The following is a 20800-nucleotide window of genomic DNA, read 5'->3' as shown; positions in this document are numbered from 1 at the left end:
GCCACACTCCGAAAGGTTGAGATGACAAACCGTATGCAGGACAAGATCGTCGTCGTCACCGGAGCATCGTCCGGTTTGGGGCGTGCAACGGCCGAAATGATGATCGCCGAAGGCGCCCGTGTCGTCATCGCGGATATCGACCGAGAAGCGGGAGCGGCCGTAGCGAAGACTATCGGGGCCGAATTCGTGCGGACCGATGTCGGCAACGCAGCCGATGTCGAAGCTCTGGTCTCCGGGACAGTCTCCGAATTCGGGCGGCTCGACGTGATGTGCAACAACGCGGGCGTTATCGCCACCACTCCGATTCTCGAAACCACGGACGAGGCCTACGACCGCATGGTGACCGTCAACTTCGGCGGAGTTTTCTACGGCACCCGGGCTGCCGGGCGCGTGATGGTGGAGCAAGGACACGGCGTCATCGTCAACACGGCGTCGAACGGCGGGTGCTCCCCTTCGGAAGGAATGGCCGTCTACAGCGGTACGAAGGCAGCAGTGGTAGCGATGTAGAAGGCATGCGCTATCGAGTTCGCACCCAAAGGTGTACGCGTGAACACGATTTCACCCGGCACCATGCTCACCGGCATGGTGCCGGATGTAGACGGAATCGTCGACGTTCTGGACAAACTGCAGCCCGTCGGCTACGCCGCGAATCCATCCCAGATGGCGGCGGGCGTCCTCTTTCTCGCTTCCGATGAAAGTAACTACGTCACCGGTCACGACCTGGTCGTCGACGGCGGCGCCACCGCCGGCCGGCGCGCGGTCGGAGTCTGAGCACATGACCGAAGAATCTCTGGCAGGCAAGGTCGCCTTCATCACCGGCGCGGCACGCGGGCAGGGCCGCTGCCACGCAGTCGAACTCGCCAGGCGCGGGGTGAGGATCCTGGCATTCGACATCTGCGCGCAGATCGACACCGTCCCGTACGCGATGGCGACCCCGTCCGACATGCAGCAGACCATCGCCGATGTCGAGGCTGTCGGCGGCGAGATCATCGCCGTGACCGGCGACGTACGTGCCATCGAAGATATCGCGGCGGCGGTGCAACGGTGCCGGGAAACATTCGGCTCACCCGACATCGTCCTGGCCAATGCCGGCATCTCACCGCAGCGCGCCGAAGAACCGGATGCCCAGCAAGTCTTCCTGGATACGATCGCCGTGAACCTCACCGGCGTATGGAATACCGTGCACGCCACCGCGCCGGCCATGATCGAACGCGGAGCCGGGGGCGCCATCGTCATCACCAGTTCTGCCCAGGGCCTGATCGGCCGCGGCGGCGACGGCTCCGGCGGCGCGACGGGATACACGGCGAGCAAACACGGCGTCGTCGGTCTCATGCGTAGCTTCTCGATGTGGCTCGCTCCGCACAACATCCGGGTCAACACCGTGCACCCCACCGGCGTACACACTCCCATGGTCGAGCACGCCGAGATGGCGGGCTGGATGGCGGCCAACCCCGAGGTCGCAGCCACCATGGGCAACGTGATGCCGGTCGACATGGTCGATCCCATCGATGTCACGCGCGCGGTGCTGTACCTGGTCGGCGAGTCGGGGCGTTACATCACCGGTGTGACGTTGCCGATCGACGCGGGCTTCACCTCCAAATGACGCACCGGTCACTTCTTCCCGAATGCCCGGAAACGCCACAGGTAGCCGGGCAGACGGCGCAGGGGCACAGCGCGCGGCCAATCGCTCGCGCGAAAGTAGGCGTCGCTGCCACCGTCTACGAAAACGACGCTACCGCAGAGGAACCGGGCGGCCGGTGACAGCATGAACACCACCCATGCCGCGAGATCCTCGGCGTCACCGAAGCCGCCGACCGGAACCGGGAAGCTGCGCACGGCCGCGGCCTCGGACGGGGTGGCCAACTGTTTTTCCAGCAGCGGCGTCAGGATCGCGCCGGGAGCCAGCACGTTGAGCCGGATCCCCTGCCCCGCCCACCGGTCGCTCACCGCCTGCCGTCGTGACCAGTGGGTCACCGCGATCTTGGAGGCCGCGTAGGCGATGGACGGGGCGACCCGGCCGAAGATGCGGACCGCACGCACTGCCCTGTCCGTATCCCCGGCCAGCAGCGCACGGATCGCGCGGCCGGGGACGGCGGGAGTGGTGGTCGTCGAATTACTGCCGAACACCACGACTTTCGCATCGTCCGCGGTAGCGAGGGCCGTCCGCCACCCGTCCAGCAGGTCCACCACACCGCGAAAGTTGACCTCGTAGATCAGTCGCGGACGGTCGGCGCCCGGAGCGGGGCCCACACCCGCCGCCAGGACCGCACCGTCGAGCCGCCCGTCCGCCGCGGCCAGCACACCGTCGACAGCGGCGCGGCGCCCCTGCGGGGTCGACAGATCCGCCACGATCTCGGCATCGCGCAGATCGACGCCGAGCACCGTATGCCCCTGGCCGCGTAGTTGTTCCGCCACTGCGTGTCCCATTCCCGAGGCTGCCCCCGTCACCGCGTACACACCCACCGAACTACCTTTCTGCTCGTTTTCGCGCACGGCGCTGATCCGAATTGTCGGTCACGACTGAGGTTTCCGATGCGGCAAGAAGGTCAGATCCTCGGTGTGGGGTGCGCGCAACATGGTCCAGTAGTCGACCAGGCGCCACGGGCAGGGCACCACGGCTCGCCCCGCGGCATTGCGGTAGTAGCCGTTGGTCTGCGCGCCGGGATGGACCCACACGGTCTCGTCGAGCGCCTCGTCCACGCGCCGGTTGTACTCCTCGAGCGCGTGCGGTTCGACGTCCATTGCCGCGTGGTCGTGTTCGAGCAGATACTGCAGGCACTCGATGATGTAGTGCACCTGCTCCTCGCCGGTGATGTTGTGCCCCGCACCATGATTCGGCGCAGAATTGGGTCCGGCGGTGACGAACAGGTTCGGAAAACCACTGACCTGAACCCCCAGGTAGGCGCGCGGGTCGGTGCCGCCCTTCCATACCTGCGCCAGTGTCGCACCGTCGCGCCCGGCGATATCAATCCCCGTGGTGAACTGCAGCTGGAATCCGGTGGCGAGGATGATCACGTCGGCCGGAACGAACGCACCCTCGGTGGTGAGGACGCCGTCGGGAGTGATCCGTTCGAACGATGCCCGGTGCAGGGTGACATGCTCGCGGTTCAATGCCGCGTAGAAGCCGGGATCCTTGACGATACGCTTGGCATAGGGACGAAAGTCCGGCGTGAGCTTCTCGATCAGATCCGGGCGATCGGGGAAGCTGGCGCGCAGGTAGTCCTGCGCGTTGCGCAGCACCATATCGTTGGCCGGCGATGCCGACAGATGGGTGGCGGCCCATTGCTCGTCGATGCGGGGCAGCGGATAGTTGTTGTCGGAGGCGAACCAGTAGGTGCGCAGCCGGAACCAGTTGGCGTAGAACGGCAGATGAGCCTGCGCCCACTTCTCACCGTCGGGAACGGAGCCGCCGACGGTCTTCTCCGGCACCAGCCAGTGCGGACTCCGGACCACCACGTCCAGGGCATCCACCTCGTCGACGATGCTCGCCACCACCTGCACCGAGGTGCAGCCGGTTCCCAGCACTACGACACGTTTGCCACGCAGGTCGAGGTCGGTGTCCCATTCGGCGGTGTGCACCAGCGTGCCGGCGAAGCTATCCATGCCGGTGACCTGCGGAATGCTGGGCGCGTTGAGCATTCCCAACGCCGTGATCACCGCGCGCGCCCGGTGCCGGGTCACCGTACCGTCGCGATCGGAGGTCACCACCTCCCACCTGTTCTCCTGCTCCAGCCAGGTAGCCGAGCGCCCCCGGGTGCTGAACCGGATGTGTTCGCGCAGCCGGTACTTCTCGACCACGTCGAGCAGATAGTCCTGATACTCGGGTCCGACCGGGTAGTACCGCGACCAGTCCGGGTTGAGCTCGAACGAGTAGGAGTAGTAGTGGCTCGGGGTGTCCACCGCCGCACCGGGGTAGGTGTTGCGGTGCCAGGTGCCGCCGATCTCGTCGCGTTCCTCGAAGATGGTGAACCCGAAACCCGCTTCCCCCAATTTGATTCCGGCATTGATACCGACGATTCCGGCGCCGATCACGACGACCTCGAAGTCGTCGGGCGGTGTGACAGTGACCGGTACGTGGCGCCGATCCTTGATGAATCCGGACTGTTCCACCAGGATCGGCACGAATTCGGCGTCCACCCGCTGTGCGGTGCATATCGCTGCCATCCGCCGGAACAACTCGTCGTCCGGGACCTGCAGGGCAGCCACGGAATCCGGGGTCAGCACGGAGTGCGCCCGGGCACGCACCGCGGCGGCGACATCCTCCGGGTAGGTTCCCGGCGGTACCGTCGGACGAATGCCGGTGCGGTAATGGCTCCCCGGTTCCTCGAGTGTCAGACGCGCACCGAATTCGTCGAGCAAGCCGGTGTCGCCGGTGACATGGATCAGCGACATCAGCAGCGGGGCAGGCTCACACTCCTCGATCGCGCGGTACAACTCGGCTTCCCGATCGGTTGCGGTGAGGTCGGCGGTCTCGGTCATGAGTTACCTTCCGGGAGTGGGACGCCCATGCGGGCCAGCATGTCTCGTGGGTCGGCGGGCGGCCGCAAGGCCGACAGCTGTTCGCCCCGCCTGGTCGTCGAGGCGCGACATATCTCGTCGTCGGAGAAGACCCAGAACTGCCCGCGGGCGATCTGTTCGACCATGTGCTCGGCGGCAACGAGCGGGTCCAGTCCCGTGCTGACGTTGTCGCGCTGCATCGCGTCGAAGACGGCGTTGGCCGTCGGGTTCGCGGTCGGCGCCACCCGTTGAGCCGACAGAAAGATCTCGCTGCGAATCGAGTGCGGCACCACGGCGCTGACCTGGATCGGCGCCCCCGTGATCGACAGGTCCTGGTGCAGGCATTCGGTCATGGCCTGGACCGCGAATTTGCTGACGATGTAGGGCGATTGCACGGCGACGGTGTTGATCCCGCCGACCGAGGACAAGTTGGCGATACAAGCAGGGGTACCTGCCCGGATCATGCGCGGCACGAAGGCTTTCAGACTGTAGAACACTCCGTCGACGTTGATCTGCATGACTCGGTGCCACCGGTCCGGATCGATCTCCCAGAGCAGTCCGGACGATTCGACGCCGGCATTGTTGATCAACAGTTCGACGCTGCCGTAGTGGGTGAACATGTGCTCGGCCATGGCATCGACGGCCGCCGCGTCGGCCACGTCGACCCCGTAACCCGCAGCGGTGCCGTGGCCGCCCGCGGCTGCGACCTCGTCGACGATATCGGCCGCGACCTGCGCGGCACGCGCGGCGTCGATATCAGCGACGACAACAGTCATCCCGAGCCGGGCCAGGTGCCGGGCCAGCCCCCGGCCGATCCCCGCGGCCGCGCCGGTGACCACTGCGGTGCCGTGGGCGAAGCGTTCGGATGCGGTCGCCGTCATCACACCCCCTCCGGCACGATGTGCGGGTTGGCCCAGGCCGGTGGTTCTCGGCGCGGTAGTTCGGTCCGGCCGTCCAGCGTCATGACCGGCGTCTGCGTCGCCCAGGGATAGTGCAGGCTGAAGGCGACCAGACCGGTGCGTTCGGCAGCCGGTACGGTGCACATCTCGAGGACCGTCTGAGCCAGGTACTCCACCGGTTCGGTGTCGTAGCCCTCCGGCAGCAGCGATGCCGCGCCCGGGGTCATGATTGCGGTGGACGGACCCACGGCATTGACCGCGATCCCGTCGTCGGCCACTTCCGCCGCCAGGCCCTGGGTGAAGCGGTGCAGCGCAGCCTTCGCCGCGGCGTAGACGACGTCGCCGGAGGTCTTGTTGTAGTCGCGGAACGGCCGGATCGGGCTGAGTCCGGTCGAGGATCCGATATTGACGATCCAGCCCGCCGCCTGCTTGCGCATCACCGGAATCGCGGCCCGGCCCAGTACGAACGGCACTTCGAGGTAGTGCTGCACGGTCCGATGGAACGTGTCGTCACTCATCTCCGCGATCGTGCTGTAGTCGGCGAAACCCGCGTTGTTCACCAGGATGTCGATACCGCCGAGTTCACCGACGACCTTGTCGATGAGCCCGCCGCGCTGGTCGACGTTCTCCAGGTCGGCCGGAATCGCCACCGCGCGGCCCCCTGCCTCTTCGATCAGCCGCACGGTCTCGGCGAGCGAGCCGGCGAGCACCTGCGCCGCACCGTCGCGGACCGACGGGCTCGGTGTGGTCGAGCGTGCGGTGACGACGACGGTCGCACCTTCGGCGGCCAAACGCTGGGCTATCGCCCGGCCGATGCCGCGGCTGCTGCCGGTGACCAGAGCTTTCTTACCCTCGAGTCGCTGTGTCATGCCCACCTTCTGTATGTCCTGTGCCGGATTCACCTCGAACGTCCATCGTCGGCCGTCGAACTTCCCTCTCCACCAGCAACTTCCGCTCAACGGGAGACTGTCGGCGCGGACGCTGCCGTGAGCTGGAATCCCCGGTAGCCCGCGGCAGCGACCTGTGCGCAGATCTCGTTGTAGGTGCCGAAGCCGCCGATATACGGCATGAATACGCGCGGTTTGCCGGGAATGTTGGCGCCCATGTACCAGGAGTTCGCGGACGGGAACAGGGTGCGTGCGGCGACGGCATTGCATTCGGCCACCCATTCCCCGGCCGCTTCCTCGGTGGCCTCCACGGTGGTGAGGCCGTGCGCGTCGAGATGGTCCAGGCAGTCGCCGATCCAGTCGACATGCTGTTCGGCCATCAGCACCATATTGGCCAGTACGCTGGGACTGCCCGGGCCCGCCAGCACGAACATGTTGGGGAATCCGGGGACCGCGAGGCCCAGGTAGGTACGCGGGCCCGCGGCCCACTCGTCGCGCAGATCCCGGCCGTCACGTCCGCGAATATCGATACGCGACAGCGAGCCGGTCATCGCGTCGAAGCCTGTGGCGAAGATCAGCACGTCGAGTTCGACGGTTGTGTCGGTGGTCCGCACACCGGTCTCGGTGATGTCGGTGATCGGGCTGCGCCGCAGGTTCACCAGGGTGACGTTGTCGCGGTTGTACGTGTCGAAGTAGCCGTCGTCGGTGACGATCCGCTTGGTTCCGATCGGATGGTCGTCGGGGATCAACTGTGCGGCGATCTCCGGATCGTGCACCATTTCCCGGATCTTCATCTCCACGTATTCGCGCGCGGTGTCGTTGGCCTCCCGGCTGACCGTCTGGTCAGGGAATGCCTTGGCGAACAGGTATCCCCCACGCTGCCACCACTCGTCGTAGACCCGGGTGCGTTCGGCGGCGTCCACCTCGAGCGCGCCCTTGGGATGCGGACTGTTCGGTGTGCCACCCCCGCTGCGCCGCGACAACCGGCGTCGCTCGGCGTAATTCGCTTTCACCGCTGCGACGGCATCGGCGCTGAGGGGACGGTTCCCCGCCGGAATCGAATAGTTCGGTGTGCGCTGGAAAACATAGAGCTGTTCGGCCTGTTCGGCGATGACCGGCACCGCCTGGATTCCGGAGGAACCGGTGCCGATGACGCCGACCCGTTTACCCGCCAGATCCACGGGCTCGTGCGGCCATTCGCCGGTGTGATAGATCTCGCCGGTGAAGGTGTCGCGACCGGGGATATCGGGGGTGTTGGTCGCCGACAGCACGCCCGTGGCGAGCACGCAGAACCGCGCGGTGACGGTGCGGCCGGTGTCGGTGGATACGGTCCAGCGCCGGGTCCGTTCGTCGTAGACCGCCGCGGTCACCCGGGTCAGGAATTCGTACGCCGAGCGCAGGTCGTGGCGGTCGGCGACGTGTTCGAGGTACCCCAGGATCTCCGCCTGCGTGGCGAACCGCTCCGACCAGGTCCACTCCTGTTGCAATTCGTCGTCGAACGAGTACGAGTAGTCGATGCTCTCGACGTCGCAGCGCGCCCCCGGGTACCGGTTGTGGTACCAGGTGCCGCCGACTCCCTCGGCGGATTCGAACCCGTGCACGCGCATCCCCCGGCGGCGCAATTTGTACACGGCGTAGAGGCCGGAGATCCCGGCGCCGACGACCACGGCGTCGACATCGTTGTCCTGATCGGTCACAACAGTCACTTCCTCGATGAGGTGATCGGCACGCAGCCGTGTGGTGTGCGCCGGCGAGCGGGTCGGCTCACCGCGCGCAGCATCCGGGTCTACCGGGTCGCCGCCACATTCGGGGCGATGGCGCTGCGGCCGGCCGCAAGATTCGTTTCCACCTCGGCCTGCCAGCTCCGCAGTGCACGCTCGGTGTCGATTTCGAACTCGAAGCGGTCGACCATTTCCGGTTGGATGTCCTCGATGTCGACGTAGAACTGCCGATACCAGCGGCGGAGCTGATAGACCGGCCCGTCCTCTTCGCACAGCAGCGGATTGTCGATGCGCGACTTGTTCTTCCAGATCTCCACGTCCTGTTCGAAACCGATCGCGATGCCCTTGCCGACAGCCTCGGCCATCGCCTGAGCAGACTCGTCGTCCATCCCGGTCGGCTTCTCGACCATGACCCCGTACTGCAGCACGAACGACGTCGGCGTGACCGGGTAGTGACAGTTGATCAGATAGATGTTCGGCTCGTCCCGCTCGGCGTATTGCGCGCTCCAGAGCTTGTCGATCATGTAGGAGGGGCCGTAGTAGCTCGCATCGGAGCGGCTTTCGGTCTCGGAATCGGCGTTCTGACTGACCCCGGCCGCATCGGCGCGTGGCCGCGAGCGCATGACCTGGGTGGCGATATGTCCTTCGAACACATTGCGGAAGTAGGTCGGCATCCCGTAGTGGACGTAGAAGAAGTGCGCCATATCGACGACGTTGTCGACGATCTCACGACTGTGCGATCCCTCGACGACCAGGGAGTTCCACACCCAGTCCGTCCACCCCGGATCGCCGTGGGTGGGGATCTCGGGGATGGCCAGCTCCGCGGGCGGTGTGCTGCCCTGCGGGTCGTTCCAGACGAACAGCTGGCCGCTGACCTCCATCGTCTGCCAGGCCCTGGTCCTGGCCAACGGGGGCACCCGCCGGGCGTACGGAATACCCGCGCACTTGCCGTCGCCACGCCAGCGCCAATCATGGAACGGGCAGGCGATGGCGTCACCCTTCACCGTGCCGTGCGCGAGATTGCCACCCATATGCGGGCAGAAGGCATTGAGTACGTTCAGTTTTCCGTTCTCACCCCGGAACACGACGAGCTCGGTGCCGAATGCCGAAATCTGATGCGGTAGTCCGTCGTCGAATTGACGAACCAAGCCCAGGCAGTGCCAGCCACGAGCGAAACGTTCGGGCGGGGCCCCGGTGTCGATGACCCGGATCCGGTCGTCTGCATCGGTCGCGGAATTCACGATACCTCCTGGTCGGACGGTTGCCGATGGAGCAACCTTGTGCGATGGGACCAGGTTCGCAGCCGACGGCCGCGGTGTGACGGGAGTCTCCAGCTGAATGGGACGGTTTTCGCGCCGATGCCGCGGCGGCCCCGACGGGGGCCGCCGAGAGCTCAGTACTCGATCGAGATCTCCGGCGTGACCGGCTCCGCCTGGCACGCCAGAATGTATCCGTCGGCCAGGTCGTCCTCGGTCAGAATCTCGTTGTGCGCCAGGTCGACCCGCCCCTCCACGAGTGAACACACACAGGCGCTGCAGGCCCCCTCCCGGCACGAGTAGGGAGCGTCGATTCCCGCGGCCAGCAAGGCCTCGAGCAGGGTGCGGCCCGCATTCCACGCCACCTGATGCTCGTCACCGTCGATTGCCACTCGAACCTGGCAGACCACATCCCCCGATTCGGCCGGCTCGTCGGCGAGCGCGAAGGGATCGCGTTGCAGGGACAGGAATCGCTCGGTGTGCACCCGCCCGGCGGCGAAACCCACGCGCTCGCATACCTCGACAGTCAGATCCATCAACGGTGTCGGGCCGCAGATGTAGGCGCTGCGCTCACGCAGCGGGTGCAGCAGCAGCGACAGCGCCCGTCGCGACGGATAGCCCTGCACGGACTCCAGGACGTGGATCACCGAAAAGCGTTCCGCAAAACGCTGTTCCAGCTCGCGCAGCTCGGCCGCGAAGATCACCGAGTCCTGGTCCCGGTTGGCATAGACGACCACCACATCGCCCGCACCGCCGAACAGGATCGACTTGGCGATAGCCATGATGGGCGTGATACCGCTGCCGCCCGCGACCAACACGACCGGCTCGTCGAGGGAGGCGGGAACGAATGTTCCGGCGGGGGGCAATACCTCCAGCTCGTCGCCGGCACGGACGGTGTCACAGAGCCAGTTGGAGCCGTGTCCCCCGGGCACCCGCTTGACGGTGAACTTCATCGCGTCGTCGGTATGCGGTGAACTCGCCAGCGAATAGCAGCGGGCCGAACCCCTGCCCACATCCGGCACCCGGACGGTGAGGAACTGTCCCGGCCGATAGCCGGTCTTCGAGCCGCTCCCGGTCGGCTCGACGACGAACGACCGCGCATCGGCGGTCTCGTCGACGACCTCGACCACCCGCATCCGATCGGCACCGGAATTCGCCGCCGCGTCCGCCGAGACGCTCGGTCCGCTGCTGGTCTGGGTGGACATCCGCACTCCTGAAATCGATGATTGCCGGGCCGGCCACTGTTCGAACCGGGCTCCGGCAGGCTATGGCGCCGACTGCCGCGCCGGTCGTGAACGTCTCGCTGATCGGGAAGCCGGGCTCGCGCCGGTACCCGGGTTGTGCCATGGTCCAGCCCGCACTCGTCGCAGGCTGATCGCGGTGCCGCGACGAACAGACGTAGTACCGTGACTGGCATCACAGCGTGGTGGTGGCTGGTGGGAGGTCGAGTGAGAACAACACGTTCTGTCGGGGATCCGGTATCGGTCGTCGAGCGGATATCGCTGGTCCTGGAGACGTTCAACGGCGTGGGGCCGCTGACTCTGGCGCAGGTCACCGCCCGTACCGGTCTTCCGCGCTCCTCGGTCCATCGACTACTGGAACAGCTCTCCGGTGCGGGGTGGCTCGCGCGTTCCCCCGAGCAGACCTACGAACTGGGTGTCAAGGCCTACGAGATGGGCCAGGCCGCCCTGAATCAGAACCGTCTACTCCGAGGCGCGCGCCCGATCATGCAGGCCTTCGCTCAGCAGACCGGGCTGACGATCCAGCTCGCTGTGGTCGATCACGGCGACAGCGTGTATCTGGCCAAGGTCAACGGGCGCAGTTCCGGGCCGACTCCGACCGCGGTCGGTCAGCGCGTGCCGGCACATACCACCGCGGTCGGCAAGGCTCAGCTCGCCTGGACCGAGGTGACGACCAACCCGCAGGTCGTGGCATCACTGCCCCACGAATCGAGCGGCGAACTGGTGCGGCGTACCTCGCAGAGCACCACCGACGACGCCCGGCTGTGTGAGGGCCTCGCGGCCGTGCGCGAGCGGGGGGCCGCCTTCGATCGGGGCGAAGCGTTCGCCGGACTGGGCTGTATCGGGGTCTCGATCGGACCGGCCGACCATATCTACGGCAACCTCGCCGGCATCTCGGTGTGCGGGCCGGTCACCGCACTCGACTACCGCAAGCTGGTCGGGCCGGTCCGGGTGGCCGCACGCGAGATCTGGGACCGATGCGTGGCCGCGGATCTGGCCTCGCACTAGCGTCGCGCGCCACGACCCCGGTAGCCGAAAAAGTTCGGCGTCTGTGTGACCCGCAGCCGGGTGAGATTGCGGTAACTGATGAGCCACTTACCGTCGACCTTGCGATATTTCTCGTGGTAATGGCCGTAGCCGTGCAGGTGTTCCTCGACGTCGCCGTTGGTCCACCACAGTTGGTCCTCCATCGCCCAGATCCCGGTGGCAGTGGTGTTCGAGGTCAACGTGATCTCCGGAGTGTGGCCGTGGTGTGCCGATGTCCCGGCCTTCTCTTTCCGCATGGTCGTTGTCGTGGATCGCCGACGACGGTACCGCCCGGTCATCACACGGGAAGGCAGAAATCTCGACCAGCGGAATACTGTCGAAATTCGCGACTTGTCCTGGACAAGAATGGATTCCACCACCACGGTCGTCACGCAAATCAGGAGAGAGCAATGTCGGACGTCAGGAATGTTCACCCCGAGCGGGTTGCCGCGATCCCAGGATGGGACTACGAAGCCGACGTGGTCGTCGTCGGATACGGAGTCGCCGGTGCGAGCGCGGCGATCGAGGCAGCCCGCGGCGGCGCGGATGTCTTGGTAGTGGAGCGCACTGGGGGCTGGGGCGGCGCGGCGGCGCTGGCGGGTGGATTCATCTACCTCGGCGGAGGCACTTCGCTGCAAAAGGCTCTCGGCTTCGACGACACCCCGGAGAATATGGAAAAATTCATGACGGCCGCATTCGGGCCCGGTGTCGACGAGGCGAAGGTACATGATTACTGCCAGGGCAGCGTCGACCATTTCGATTGGCTGGTCGCCCAGGGGGTTCCGTTCAAGCAGGAATTCTGGGGCGAACCCGGCTGGGAACCTCCGGCAGACCAGGGCCTGATGTATTCCGGCGGTGAGAACGCAGCGCCCTTCAACACCGTCGCCGTTCCGGCGCCCCGCGGGCACCTACCGCAGATGGACAATAAACGCACCGGCGAAAAGGGCGGTGGGTTCATGCTCATGAAACCACTCACCGAAACAGCCGAATCGCTCGGTGTGCGTGCCGAATACGACCTGCGCCTACAGCGCCTGATCGTCGATGACACCGGTGCTGTCGTCGGGCTCGTCGCCAAGCGCTATGGCAAGCGATTGCACATCCGGGCGCGACGCGGCGTCGTGCTGGCCACCGGTAGTTTCGCGTACAACGAGCAGATGGTACGGACCTTCGCACCACTGTTGGCCGGAAAGCCCGGATCTGCCATCGAGGAACACGACGGTATCGGCATCAGGGTCGCGCACGCACTGGGAGCCCAACTGGCGCATATGGATGCCATCGAGGTCGCGTTCTTCGCCGATCCGCAGATGATGGCGCGTGGGATCCTTGTCAATGGTCGGGGTCAGCGGTTCATCACCGAGGACACCTACGGGGGCTGCGTGGGTCAGGAGGTACTGATCCGCCAGCGGAACGAGGCATTCCTGATCATCGACGAGGCGGCGCTCGAGCAGGCGAACAACACTCGGTCCAGCACATCGGGCATGCGGAACAGACCCCCTACGTGGGTAGCCCAATCCGTCGAGGAACTGGAAGCCGACATGGGGCTTCCCACCGGTGTCCTGCAGGCGACCGTGGCGGTGTACAACCGTCATGCCGAGAACGGCGCGGACCCGCTGCTGGGCAAGAAATCCGAGTGGGTCGAACCGATCGGAACGCCGCTCGCGGCCTACGATCTGCGCGACAGCACCAATGGCTTCACCCTCGGCGGCTTGAGGACCGACCTCGATTCCCGGGTTCTCCACGTCTCCGGTGACCCGATCCCACGATTGTTCGCCGCGGGACGGTGCACCTCCGGCATTTGCACCGGAGGATATGCCAGCGGCGCTTCGCTGGGCGACGGCAGCTTCTACGGCCGGCGGGCCGGACGCGCGGCCGCCACCGCCTGAGACCCGCGACCGTATTGGATCACAGGATCCGGAGCGCGAGAGCTGTGGTTCGGATAGCGGCGCGGAATCGCGGTGAGCGACAGCGTGGTCGGCGCCGTCCCTTCGACCGGTGTGTCACTCATCGGGTCTGGGATCCGCCGTTGAAATCCAGGGTCTGCCCGGTCATCCCACCGGCTTCGTTCGACGCCAGATACGCACAGAACGCGCCGACCTCGATCGGATCCCCGAGCCGCCCGATCGGGACTCCCGCAATGAGCCGTTCGATCTGCTCCGGCGGCATCTTCTCCACCAGATTCGCCTGCAGCCCGAGGGCGACGATATTGGCCGTGACACCGTATTGTCCGGTCTCGGCGGCCAGATGCCGGATGAAGCCTTCGATGCCGCTCTTGCCTGTGGCATACATGGAGACGTTGATGTTCTGCCCGGTCCGGGCACTGCCCGAGGAGATCTGCACGATCCGGCCCCAGCCGGCATCGCACATACCGTCGAGCACCGCTTTGATGGCGTTCATCGCGCCGTAGACATTGAGGTCGATCGACGGCGGCCATTGCTCGGGAGTCAGCTCCCGGAAGGGTTTGGTGACGCGCGCCTCCGCTACACCGGCGTTGTTGACCAGGATGTCGATGTGGCCGCCCAACTCGGCTTCGGCCGAACGTACGGCCTCGACGGTCGCCTCGTAATCGGTCACGTCGAAGGCCCGCACGATGGCCTTGTTGCCTTCCTCTGCGATCGCCGCTGCCACCCGCTCCGCTCGATCGGCATGCAGATCGTTCACCACGACCGTCGCGCCTTGGCGCGCGAGGACCGTCGCGATCCCCTCGCCCACACTTTGTCCCGCACCGCTGACCAGGGCGATCCGCCCATCCAACTCGAACACGAGTTCACCTTTCCTGTTGACCGCCACCAGATTTCAGGGATGGCTTCCTGCTCGTTGCAGACTCGTCGAGCATCGGCAGAATTGTCAATCATTATTGGATCTTTTTTTGGATCCAATCTGCTACCGTGGCGTTCATGACGTCGGACACTCCCGTCGGCGCCCCGTCCGAACCGCCGGTTCTCACCGAGTTCACCGACGGGGTCGCCACTCTGACCCTGAACAACCCGCGCCGCAAGAATGCGATCAACCTGGAGATGGCGGCGCTGATCGACGACTTCTGCCGCCGCATCGACAGCGACACCGGCATCGGCGCGGTCGTCGTGCGGGCGACCGGGGAATACTTCTGCAGTGGCGCCGACACCAGAGATCTCGCGGCATCCTCCTCCGATCCCGCCTCCCCCGAGGCCGTACGCCGCACCTCCGCGGTCTACGGTGCGTTCGTCCGGGTGGGATTGCTGCCGGTCCCCACCATTTCGCGGGTGGTCGGCGGTGCGGTCGGCGCCGGACTGAACCTGGCCATGGCCACCGATCTGATGTTCGTCACACCGCAGGCACGACTGGACAGCGGCTTCCTCGCCCGCGGAATCCACCCCGGCGGCGGTCATCTCGCGTTACTGGGCCGTGCCGTCGGATGGTCGGACACCATCGCGCTCGCCGCCTGTGGAGGGGCGCTGACCGGCACCGAAGCCGTCGCGCGCGGGCTGGCTTACCGGGCAGCCGAGGAAAGCGAACTCGACGCGCGCATCGGTGAGCTCACCGCGCCCGCAGCCGCGGACCCCGAGCTCACCCGCCGCATCATGAGCAGTGCCCGGCTAGAACTCGGGCCGCCGGCGGTGAGCTGGTCCTCGGCGCTCGAGATCGAACGCGGCGTGCAGATGTGGTCGATGTCGCGTAAGGGTCAGGCCTCGTGGTCGTCACGGGGACCGGGACGATGAGCGAAGCCACCTACGAACACCGCACGCACGCAGCGGAAACCGAAGAGTCGCGACACCTGCGTGCACAGGTTCGCGACTTCCTGCACGACCGGCTCGAGGCCGGTGCCTTCGTCGCGGCTCCGGACAACTGGATGAGCGGCTTCGACCCGGAGTTCAGTGCCGAGCTGGGGCGGCGCGGTTGGCTCGGCATGACCGTGCCGCATCGGTACGGCGGGCACGGCCGCTCCCTGCTGGAACGTTTCGTCGTCACCGAGGAACTGCTCGCCTGCGGCGCCCCGGTTGCCGCGCACTGGATCGCCGACCGGCAGATGGCGCCGGGTATCCTCGCCCACGGCACCGAGGAGCAGAAACACCGGTATCTGCCCGGTATCGCCGCGGGTGAGTTGTTCTTCGCGATCGGCATGAGCGAACCCGACGCCGGGTCCGATCTGGCCTCCGTGCGCACGAAAGCGATTGCTCGAGCCGATGGTTCGTGGACGATCAGCGGAACCAAGGTCTGGACCACCGGCGCGCATGTAGCGCACGCAATGGTGCTGCTGGCCCGTACCGACGGCGCGCCGGGCGATCGGCATGCCGGTCTGTCGCAGCTGCTGGTGGATCTCGACCACCCCGACATCGAGGTCCGGCCGTTGCGCAGTATCGACGGCGGGCACCACTTCAACGAGGTCGTCTTCCACGACGCCCACGTCGGACCGGACGCCCTGCTCGGACACCGCGGTGAGGGATGGGCGCAGGTGATGAGCGAACTCGCCTACGAACGGTCCGGTCCGGAGCGCTATCTGTCGACGATGCCGCTGCTGCGCGCATGGGCACGGTACCTGCGCGACACCGGGGCCACCGCACACCAGCGCACCACACTCGGCACGCTCACCGCGCAGGCGTGGGCGTTGCGCCGGATGTCGCTGGCCGTCACCACCCAACTCGCTGCGGGGCGTCGACCCGATGTACTCGCCGCGATGGTGAAGGATCTCGGCTCCACCTTCGAAGGCGATGTGGTGGAAGCCATTCGGGCCTGCACCGATATCGAGCCCCGCCGTACCGGTGGCGACGACTTCGCCCGGATGCTCGGCGCCGCGGTCCTGCATACCCCGGCGTTCACGCTACGCGGCGGAACGAACGAGATCTTGCGCGGAATCGTCGCGCGTGGAATGGGACTGAGATGAATCACCCGAACCCCGAACTCGCTGCGGCGGTGACGGAGATGGTCGACCGCATCGGTATCGACACCGATTCTCCGGCCGCCGGGATCGACACCGCCCTGTGGGACGTGCTGGCCGACGCGGGATTCACGGCGATCGGCATTCCGGAAGCCCACGGCGGGAGCGCCGGAACCTGCGCCGACGCCCTCTCGGTGGTGCATGCCGCCGCGGCGCGCGGCGCTGTCACCATGGCGATCGAGCACACTGTGCTCGCGAGCCGGCTGCTCGCCGAGTGCACCGGCGCCGCGGCGACCGATCCGTGCACCCTGGTCGTTGCCGACAATCGCTGTGGCACACAGGAGATCGACGGCGCCACCGTGCTCCACGGTGTCGTCACCGGTGTCGTCCACGGCCGTGACGCCGCACGCCTGATCGTCCTGCTCGAGCCCCGGACCGCCACTACACGTCCATCTATCGCGGTGATCGCGATGAACGCACCCGGGGTGACGGTGCATCCGGGCACGGATCTGCTCGGCATCGCACTCGACGACGTCCACTTCGAGGCGGCCCCGGTGGAGCTGCATACCGACTCCGCCGTCGGCGCGGCAGAACTCACCGAACGTGGCGCGCTGGCCTATGCGGTCGCACTCGCCGCGGCAGCGGGCACGGTCCGTGATCGCACCCTGCAGTACGTCGGCGAACGCACCCAGTTCGGGCGTCCGCTGGCGAAGTTCCAAGCCGTCCAGCAACGCCTGGCCGGGCTCGCCGCCGCTGCCGAACTGATGTCGACCGCCGGCACCGCGGCAATCGACGCTCTCGCCGCGGATCCGCCGCGCCGCAGATCCACGGTCGCCGCGGCGAAAGTGGTGACCTCCGGCTCGGCTCACGACGTCGCCGCCGCCGGCCACCAGCTCCACGGCGCGATCGGATTCACCGCCGAACACAGCCTGGGCCGGTTCACCACTGCCCTGTGGAGCGGGCGCGAACGCTACGGGTCCGAACAGTACTGGGCCGAGGTCCTGGCCGGGCAGATCCTCGACGAGGACACGGATCCGTGGGACATCGTCGTCGGCATCGAGCTGGACGGTGAACCCGATGCCGCAGAAGGGAATCGACGATGAACACCATCCCCCACACCTCCCCCGGGTTCGACACACAGGAGCGCATCGACGGCCGTGCCGCCTGGCGCGCAGCAGATTCCGCCACCGGCCACGGAGTCCTGGCCGGGCTGCGGGTTCTCGATCTCAGCCGGGTGCTCGCGGGGCCGTATACCGCGCAGATGCTGGCCGACCAAGGCGCCGAGGTGATCAAGGTGGAGGCGCCGGCCGGTGACGAAACCCGCGGCTGGGGACCACCGTTCGTCGAGTCCGGTACCAGCAGCGCCTACTACGGCAGCCTCAACCACAGCAAGGACAACATCTGCCTGGATCTGCGCACCGAGCAGGGGCTCGAGATCCTCGCTCATCTCATCGCAGGCGCCGATGTAGTGGTCGAGAACTTCAAGGCCGGCACCATGGCTCGCTGGGGATTGGATTTCGACACCGTCCTCAGCCGCCGCCATCCGCGGTTGATCTACTGCCGGATCACTGGTTTCGGGGTCGACGGACCAATGGGCGGGCTCCCCGGCTACGACGCAGTACTGCAATCCTTCGGCGGCCTGATGAGCATCAACGGCTACCCCGACGGCAGTCCCCTGCGGGTCGGCGTGCCGATCGTCGACATCGTCACCGCTCATCTGGCCGTCACCGGCATCCTGCTGGCCCTGCGGGAACTCGAGCACAGCGGATCCGGGCAGCTGGTCGATGCGGCACTGCTGGACGGAGTCGTATCGATGTTGCACCCACATGCCGCCAACTGGATCGTCGGCGGGTCGGTGCCCCAGCGGACCGGCGACTTCCATCCGACCGTCGTTCCCTACCAGGTCTTTCACGCCGCCGACGGAGACTTCTTCGTCAGCGCTGCCAACGACCGTCAATTCCGCTCGCTGACACAGGTTCTCGGCGTTCCGGAGCTGGCCGATGACGCACGCTTCACCTCCAATGCACTGCGCTACGCCCACCGGGACGAACTCGTCGCCCTCCTCGGTGAGCGGATCGCGCTCCGCTCGCGCGCCGAACTGGCCGCACAGCTGGAAGCCGCCGGTGTCGCGGCCAGTGCGGTGAACACCGTCGACGAGGCCCTGCAGTCGGCGCAGGCCCGGCACCGGGAACTGTTCATCGAGGCGCCGGACTACCGCGGTGTCGGGGTCCCGATCTCGTTGAGCAGGTCGCCGCATCGCAGACCCAGGCCCGCCGTGGCGCGCGGCGCCGACACCACCCTGGTGCTGACCGCCATGGGCTACCCGGCCGAGCAGGTCGAGTCCTGGCGCTCGGCTGGTATCTTCGGGAACCCGTGAGCAGCCCCATCGAAAGTGCCATGCCGACGGACACGACCCGAGAGAGCGGCCGGGCCACCGGCCGCGTCGTCGCGGAACTCGAGCGGCTGATCCTGACCGGTGAACTGTTACCGGGCCAGCCCATCCGCCAGGTACTGATGGCCGAGCGCCTCGGGGTCAGCCGGCTGCCGATCCGCGAAGCCCTGCGCCACCTCACCGCGGCAGGTCTGGTGGCCCACGAACCCAATGTGGGTTATACGGTGGCACGGCTGCAGCAGTCGGACTTCGACCAGATCTATCTGATGCGCGCGGCGCTCGAACGGGAAGTGCTGCTGTCGCTGCCCGCCTTTCCTGCCGACGCCCTCACCGAGATCACCCGGGCCGCGCAGCAGGTGGTGACCGCCGCCGAAGCGGGTGATGTGCTGGCGATGCGGTTGCACAATCAGCATTTCCACTTCCTGATGTTCGAGCGGTCCCCGCTGAACCTCGTCGTCGCCGAAATTCGCCGGCTGTGGACGCTGGCGATGCCCTATCACGCCGCCTACCTGTACGACCCGGCCGCACGCGCCCGTGTGGTGGCCGAACACGACCTGATGATCGAAGCGCTGACCCGCCACGACAACGAGCGGCTCGTCGAATTGATGAACGAGCACCGTCGCGGTGGTGAGACCAGCACCGGAATGATGCTGCGCACGACGCACGACGCCGCAGGTCCTGCGGCGGATTCCGCCGTCTCCGAGGAGTGAAACCGTGACCGTATCGCCCGGAACCCAGTCACACGAGTACGCCTGGGATCCCGATGTAGCCGCCATTGTCGACCGGGTGCGTGCCGCCGGGGCACCCGCCATGCATGCGATCGGTGTGGACGCTGCGCGAGAGAACCTGGAATCGATCGTCCGGCCCGCCGGACCGCAAATGCGAACCGTGCGCGATACCTCCTTCGACGGGCCGCACGGCGCGGTCCCGGTACGCGTCTATCAACCGCCGACAGCTCCGGAGACCGACGCACCGGCCCTGGTGTGGTTTCACGGTGGCGGCATGATCATGGGGACACTGCATTCGTTCGACCGGCTGGCCCGCGATATCGCCGATGCCACGGCGGCGGTGCTGTTCAATGTCGACTATCGCCTCGCCCCCGAATACCCGTACCCGGTGGCCAACGACGAGGCCTACGCCGCGCTGCGCTGGGCGGTCGACACCGCCACGACCTGGGGCGTCGACGCGACCCGCATCGGGGTGGGTGGAGACAGCGCCGGGGGTGGTCTGGCAGCCGCCACCGCGCTGCGCAGCCGTGACGACAACGGGCCTGCCATCGCCCAGCAAGTGCTGTTCTACCCGGGTATCGAACGCCGGATCGACCGCCCGTCCATGCGCGAATTCGGCGACTCCCCATTCCTCACCACCGGCGATATCGACTGGATGAAGAGCCTGTATCTGGGACCTGACCCATCTACCGACGACGCCTACGGCATTCCCGCACTTGCGAATTCGCTCGCCGATCTACCTCCCGCGATCATCGCCGTCGGCTACGCGGACCCGATCCGCGACGGGGTGGAAGCCTACGGCGACCGATTGCGGGACGCAGGCGTGCCGACCGTGCAACTGCGCTATCCGGGAGTGGGGCACGGATTCGCGATGCAGGCACCGTCGGTCGCGCGAGGGCGGGCGGCGATCGCCGAGGTGGGGGCGCTGGTCGCGGCACGGTTCCATGGCGAACGCTGACCTGCGCACCGAATTTCGCCCAGCGAATAGCGGTCACACTCGATAAGCGGCATGTGAGTGCATTCTGCTGTCGCGACTCGCCATCGGCCCGCCGCAGAGATTCATCGTCGGCGGTCACAGCTATCGTTCGGGAATAGGCAAATTTGCCCGACACCTACGAATTGGAGTACACATGGCGAGCCCCGAGAGCCGCTATGCGCTCGGTCTAGTCCAATACCCAGCACTAGGACGAATGATGGTACGAGCCGTGCGGGGCCGTGAGCTGAGTTCATGGTCGCTAAACCCTGCCCACCCCGACAGCGGCAGCCTGATGGACAAGGACGACGACAGCCACTTCCGGAAT

At 66.6% G+C, this 20800-nt stretch carries 18 protein-coding genes and 1 pseudogene; 10 read left to right on the top strand and 9 right to left on the bottom strand.

All coding sequences use genetic code 11. The features are described from left to right. Window positions 1-21: 21 nt before the first annotated feature. Window positions 22-771, top strand: a pseudogene (locus NV2_RS29980) (SDR family NAD(P)-dependent oxidoreductase). 4 nt (window positions 772-775) lie between these two features. Further along, window positions 776-1603, top strand: coding sequence for a mycofactocin-coupled SDR family oxidoreductase (locus tag NV2_RS29975; protein ID WP_067882148.1), 828 nt, complete (start codon window positions 776-778; stop codon window positions 1601-1603). An 8-nt stretch (window positions 1604-1611) separates the two neighbouring features. On the opposite strand, the gene NV2_RS29970 is transcribed toward NV2_RS29975, so the two are convergent. The 7 genes from NV2_RS29970 to NV2_RS29940 form a co-directional block, all read right to left on the bottom strand. Further along, complete coding sequence (locus tag NV2_RS29970; RefSeq protein WP_157103158.1) at window positions 1612-2463, bottom strand: SDR family oxidoreductase; 852 nt, start codon at window positions 2461-2463, stop codon at window positions 1612-1614. A gap of 51 nt (window positions 2464-2514) precedes the next feature. After that, window positions 2515-4479 carry a flavin-containing monooxygenase gene (locus NV2_RS29965; RefSeq protein WP_067882146.1) on the bottom strand — a complete coding sequence of 655 codons (1965 nt, stop codon included), beginning with the start codon at window positions 4477-4479 and terminating at the stop codon, window positions 2515-2517. Further along, on the bottom strand, window positions 4476-5378 hold the full coding sequence (locus NV2_RS29960; RefSeq protein WP_067882144.1) for an SDR family NAD(P)-dependent oxidoreductase: 903 nt from the start codon (window positions 5376-5378) through the stop codon (window positions 4476-4478). Before NV2_RS29960 ends, NV2_RS29965 begins: the two co-directional genes overlap by 4 nt. Next, entirely contained in the window at window positions 5378-6265 is an 888-nt protein-coding gene (locus NV2_RS29955; protein ID WP_067882157.1) for an SDR family NAD(P)-dependent oxidoreductase, read from the bottom strand. Before NV2_RS29955 ends, NV2_RS29960 begins: the two co-directional genes overlap by 1 nt. An 86-nt stretch (window positions 6266-6351) precedes the next feature. After that, window positions 6352-7980, bottom strand: coding sequence for a flavin-containing monooxygenase (locus NV2_RS29950; protein WP_067882141.1), 1629 nt, complete (start codon window positions 7978-7980; stop codon window positions 6352-6354). Between the two features lie 89 nt (window positions 7981-8069). Continuing rightward, complete coding sequence (locus NV2_RS29945) at window positions 8070-9245, bottom strand: 3-ketosteroid-9-alpha-monooxygenase, oxygenase component (protein ID WP_067882138.1); 1176 nt, start codon at window positions 9243-9245, stop codon at window positions 8070-8072. 152 nt (window positions 9246-9397) lie between these two features. After that, complete coding sequence (locus NV2_RS29940; RefSeq protein ID WP_067882135.1) at window positions 9398-10465, bottom strand: ferredoxin--NADP reductase; 1068 nt, start codon at window positions 10463-10465, stop codon at window positions 9398-9400. Between the two features lie 243 nt (window positions 10466-10708). Between NV2_RS29940 and NV2_RS29935 the strand changes: the two genes are divergently transcribed. Then, window positions 10709-11509, top strand: a complete 801-nt coding sequence (locus tag NV2_RS29935) for an IclR family transcriptional regulator (protein ID WP_067882132.1) — start codon at window positions 10709-10711, stop codon at window positions 11507-11509. Here the strand turns inward: NV2_RS29935 and NV2_RS31205 are convergent. Beyond that, window positions 11506-11904 (bottom strand): nuclear transport factor 2 family protein, encoded by a 399-nt coding sequence (locus NV2_RS31205; protein ID WP_373863621.1) that lies wholly within the window; start codon window positions 11902-11904, stop codon window positions 11506-11508. The two genes, NV2_RS29935 and NV2_RS31205, sit on opposite strands and share 4 nt — an antisense overlap. Before the next feature lie 33 nt (window positions 11905-11937). Here NV2_RS31205 and NV2_RS29925 point away from each other — a divergent pair, with 33 nt between their 5' ends. After that, window positions 11938-13410 carry an FAD-dependent oxidoreductase gene (locus tag NV2_RS29925; RefSeq protein WP_067882130.1) on the top strand — a complete coding sequence of 491 codons (1473 nt, stop codon included), beginning with the start codon at window positions 11938-11940 and terminating at the stop codon, window positions 13408-13410. A 118-nt stretch (window positions 13411-13528) separates the two neighbouring features. Here NV2_RS29925 and NV2_RS29920 read toward each other — a convergent pair whose 3' ends face one another. Then, a complete protein-coding gene (locus tag NV2_RS29920; protein WP_067882155.1) occupies window positions 13529-14287 on the bottom strand; it encodes an SDR family NAD(P)-dependent oxidoreductase in 759 nt (252 codons plus the stop codon). Between the two features lie 134 nt (window positions 14288-14421). Here NV2_RS29920 and NV2_RS29915 point away from each other — a divergent pair, with 134 nt between their 5' ends. From NV2_RS29915 to NV2_RS29890, 6 genes are read left to right on the top strand one after another with little or no spacing between them, the layout of a single operon-like run. Further along, on the top strand, window positions 14422-15222 hold the full coding sequence (locus NV2_RS29915; protein ID WP_067882152.1) for an enoyl-CoA hydratase-related protein: 801 nt from the start codon (window positions 14422-14424) through the stop codon (window positions 15220-15222). Next, the gene (locus NV2_RS29910) at window positions 15219-16385 is read left to right on the top strand and encodes an acyl-CoA dehydrogenase family protein (protein ID WP_067882150.1); all 1167 of its coding nucleotides are present in this window, start codon (window positions 15219-15221) and stop codon (window positions 16383-16385) included. The genes NV2_RS29915 and NV2_RS29910 overlap by 4 nt, the downstream gene beginning before the upstream one ends. Beyond that, window positions 16382-17482, top strand: a complete 1101-nt coding sequence (locus tag NV2_RS29905; RefSeq protein ID WP_067882126.1) for an acyl-CoA dehydrogenase family protein — start codon at window positions 16382-16384, stop codon at window positions 17480-17482. Before NV2_RS29910 ends, NV2_RS29905 begins: the two co-directional genes overlap by 4 nt. After that, window positions 17479-18756 (top strand): CaiB/BaiF CoA transferase family protein, encoded by a 1278-nt coding sequence (locus NV2_RS29900; protein WP_067882123.1) that lies wholly within the window; start codon window positions 17479-17481, stop codon window positions 18754-18756. The genes NV2_RS29905 and NV2_RS29900 overlap by 4 nt, the downstream gene beginning before the upstream one ends. Before the next feature lie 20 nt (window positions 18757-18776). Further along, entirely contained in the window at window positions 18777-19481 is a 705-nt protein-coding gene (locus NV2_RS29895) for a GntR family transcriptional regulator (RefSeq protein ID WP_067882120.1), read from the top strand. Window positions 19482-19485: 4 nt separating this feature from the next. Further along, on the top strand, window positions 19486-20457 hold the full coding sequence (locus tag NV2_RS29890; RefSeq protein ID WP_067882116.1) for an alpha/beta hydrolase: 972 nt from the start codon (window positions 19486-19488) through the stop codon (window positions 20455-20457). Window positions 20458-20800 lie beyond the last annotated feature (343 nt).

It is taken from the genome of Nocardia vermiculata NBRC 100427, assembly GCF_001613265.1.
GTDB classification, from domain to species: domain Bacteria; phylum Actinomycetota; class Actinomycetes; order Mycobacteriales; family Mycobacteriaceae; genus Nocardia; species Nocardia vermiculata.
The sequence above is the reverse complement of the archived record's forward strand: the minus strand, read 5'-3'. Positions and strand labels throughout refer to the sequence as shown.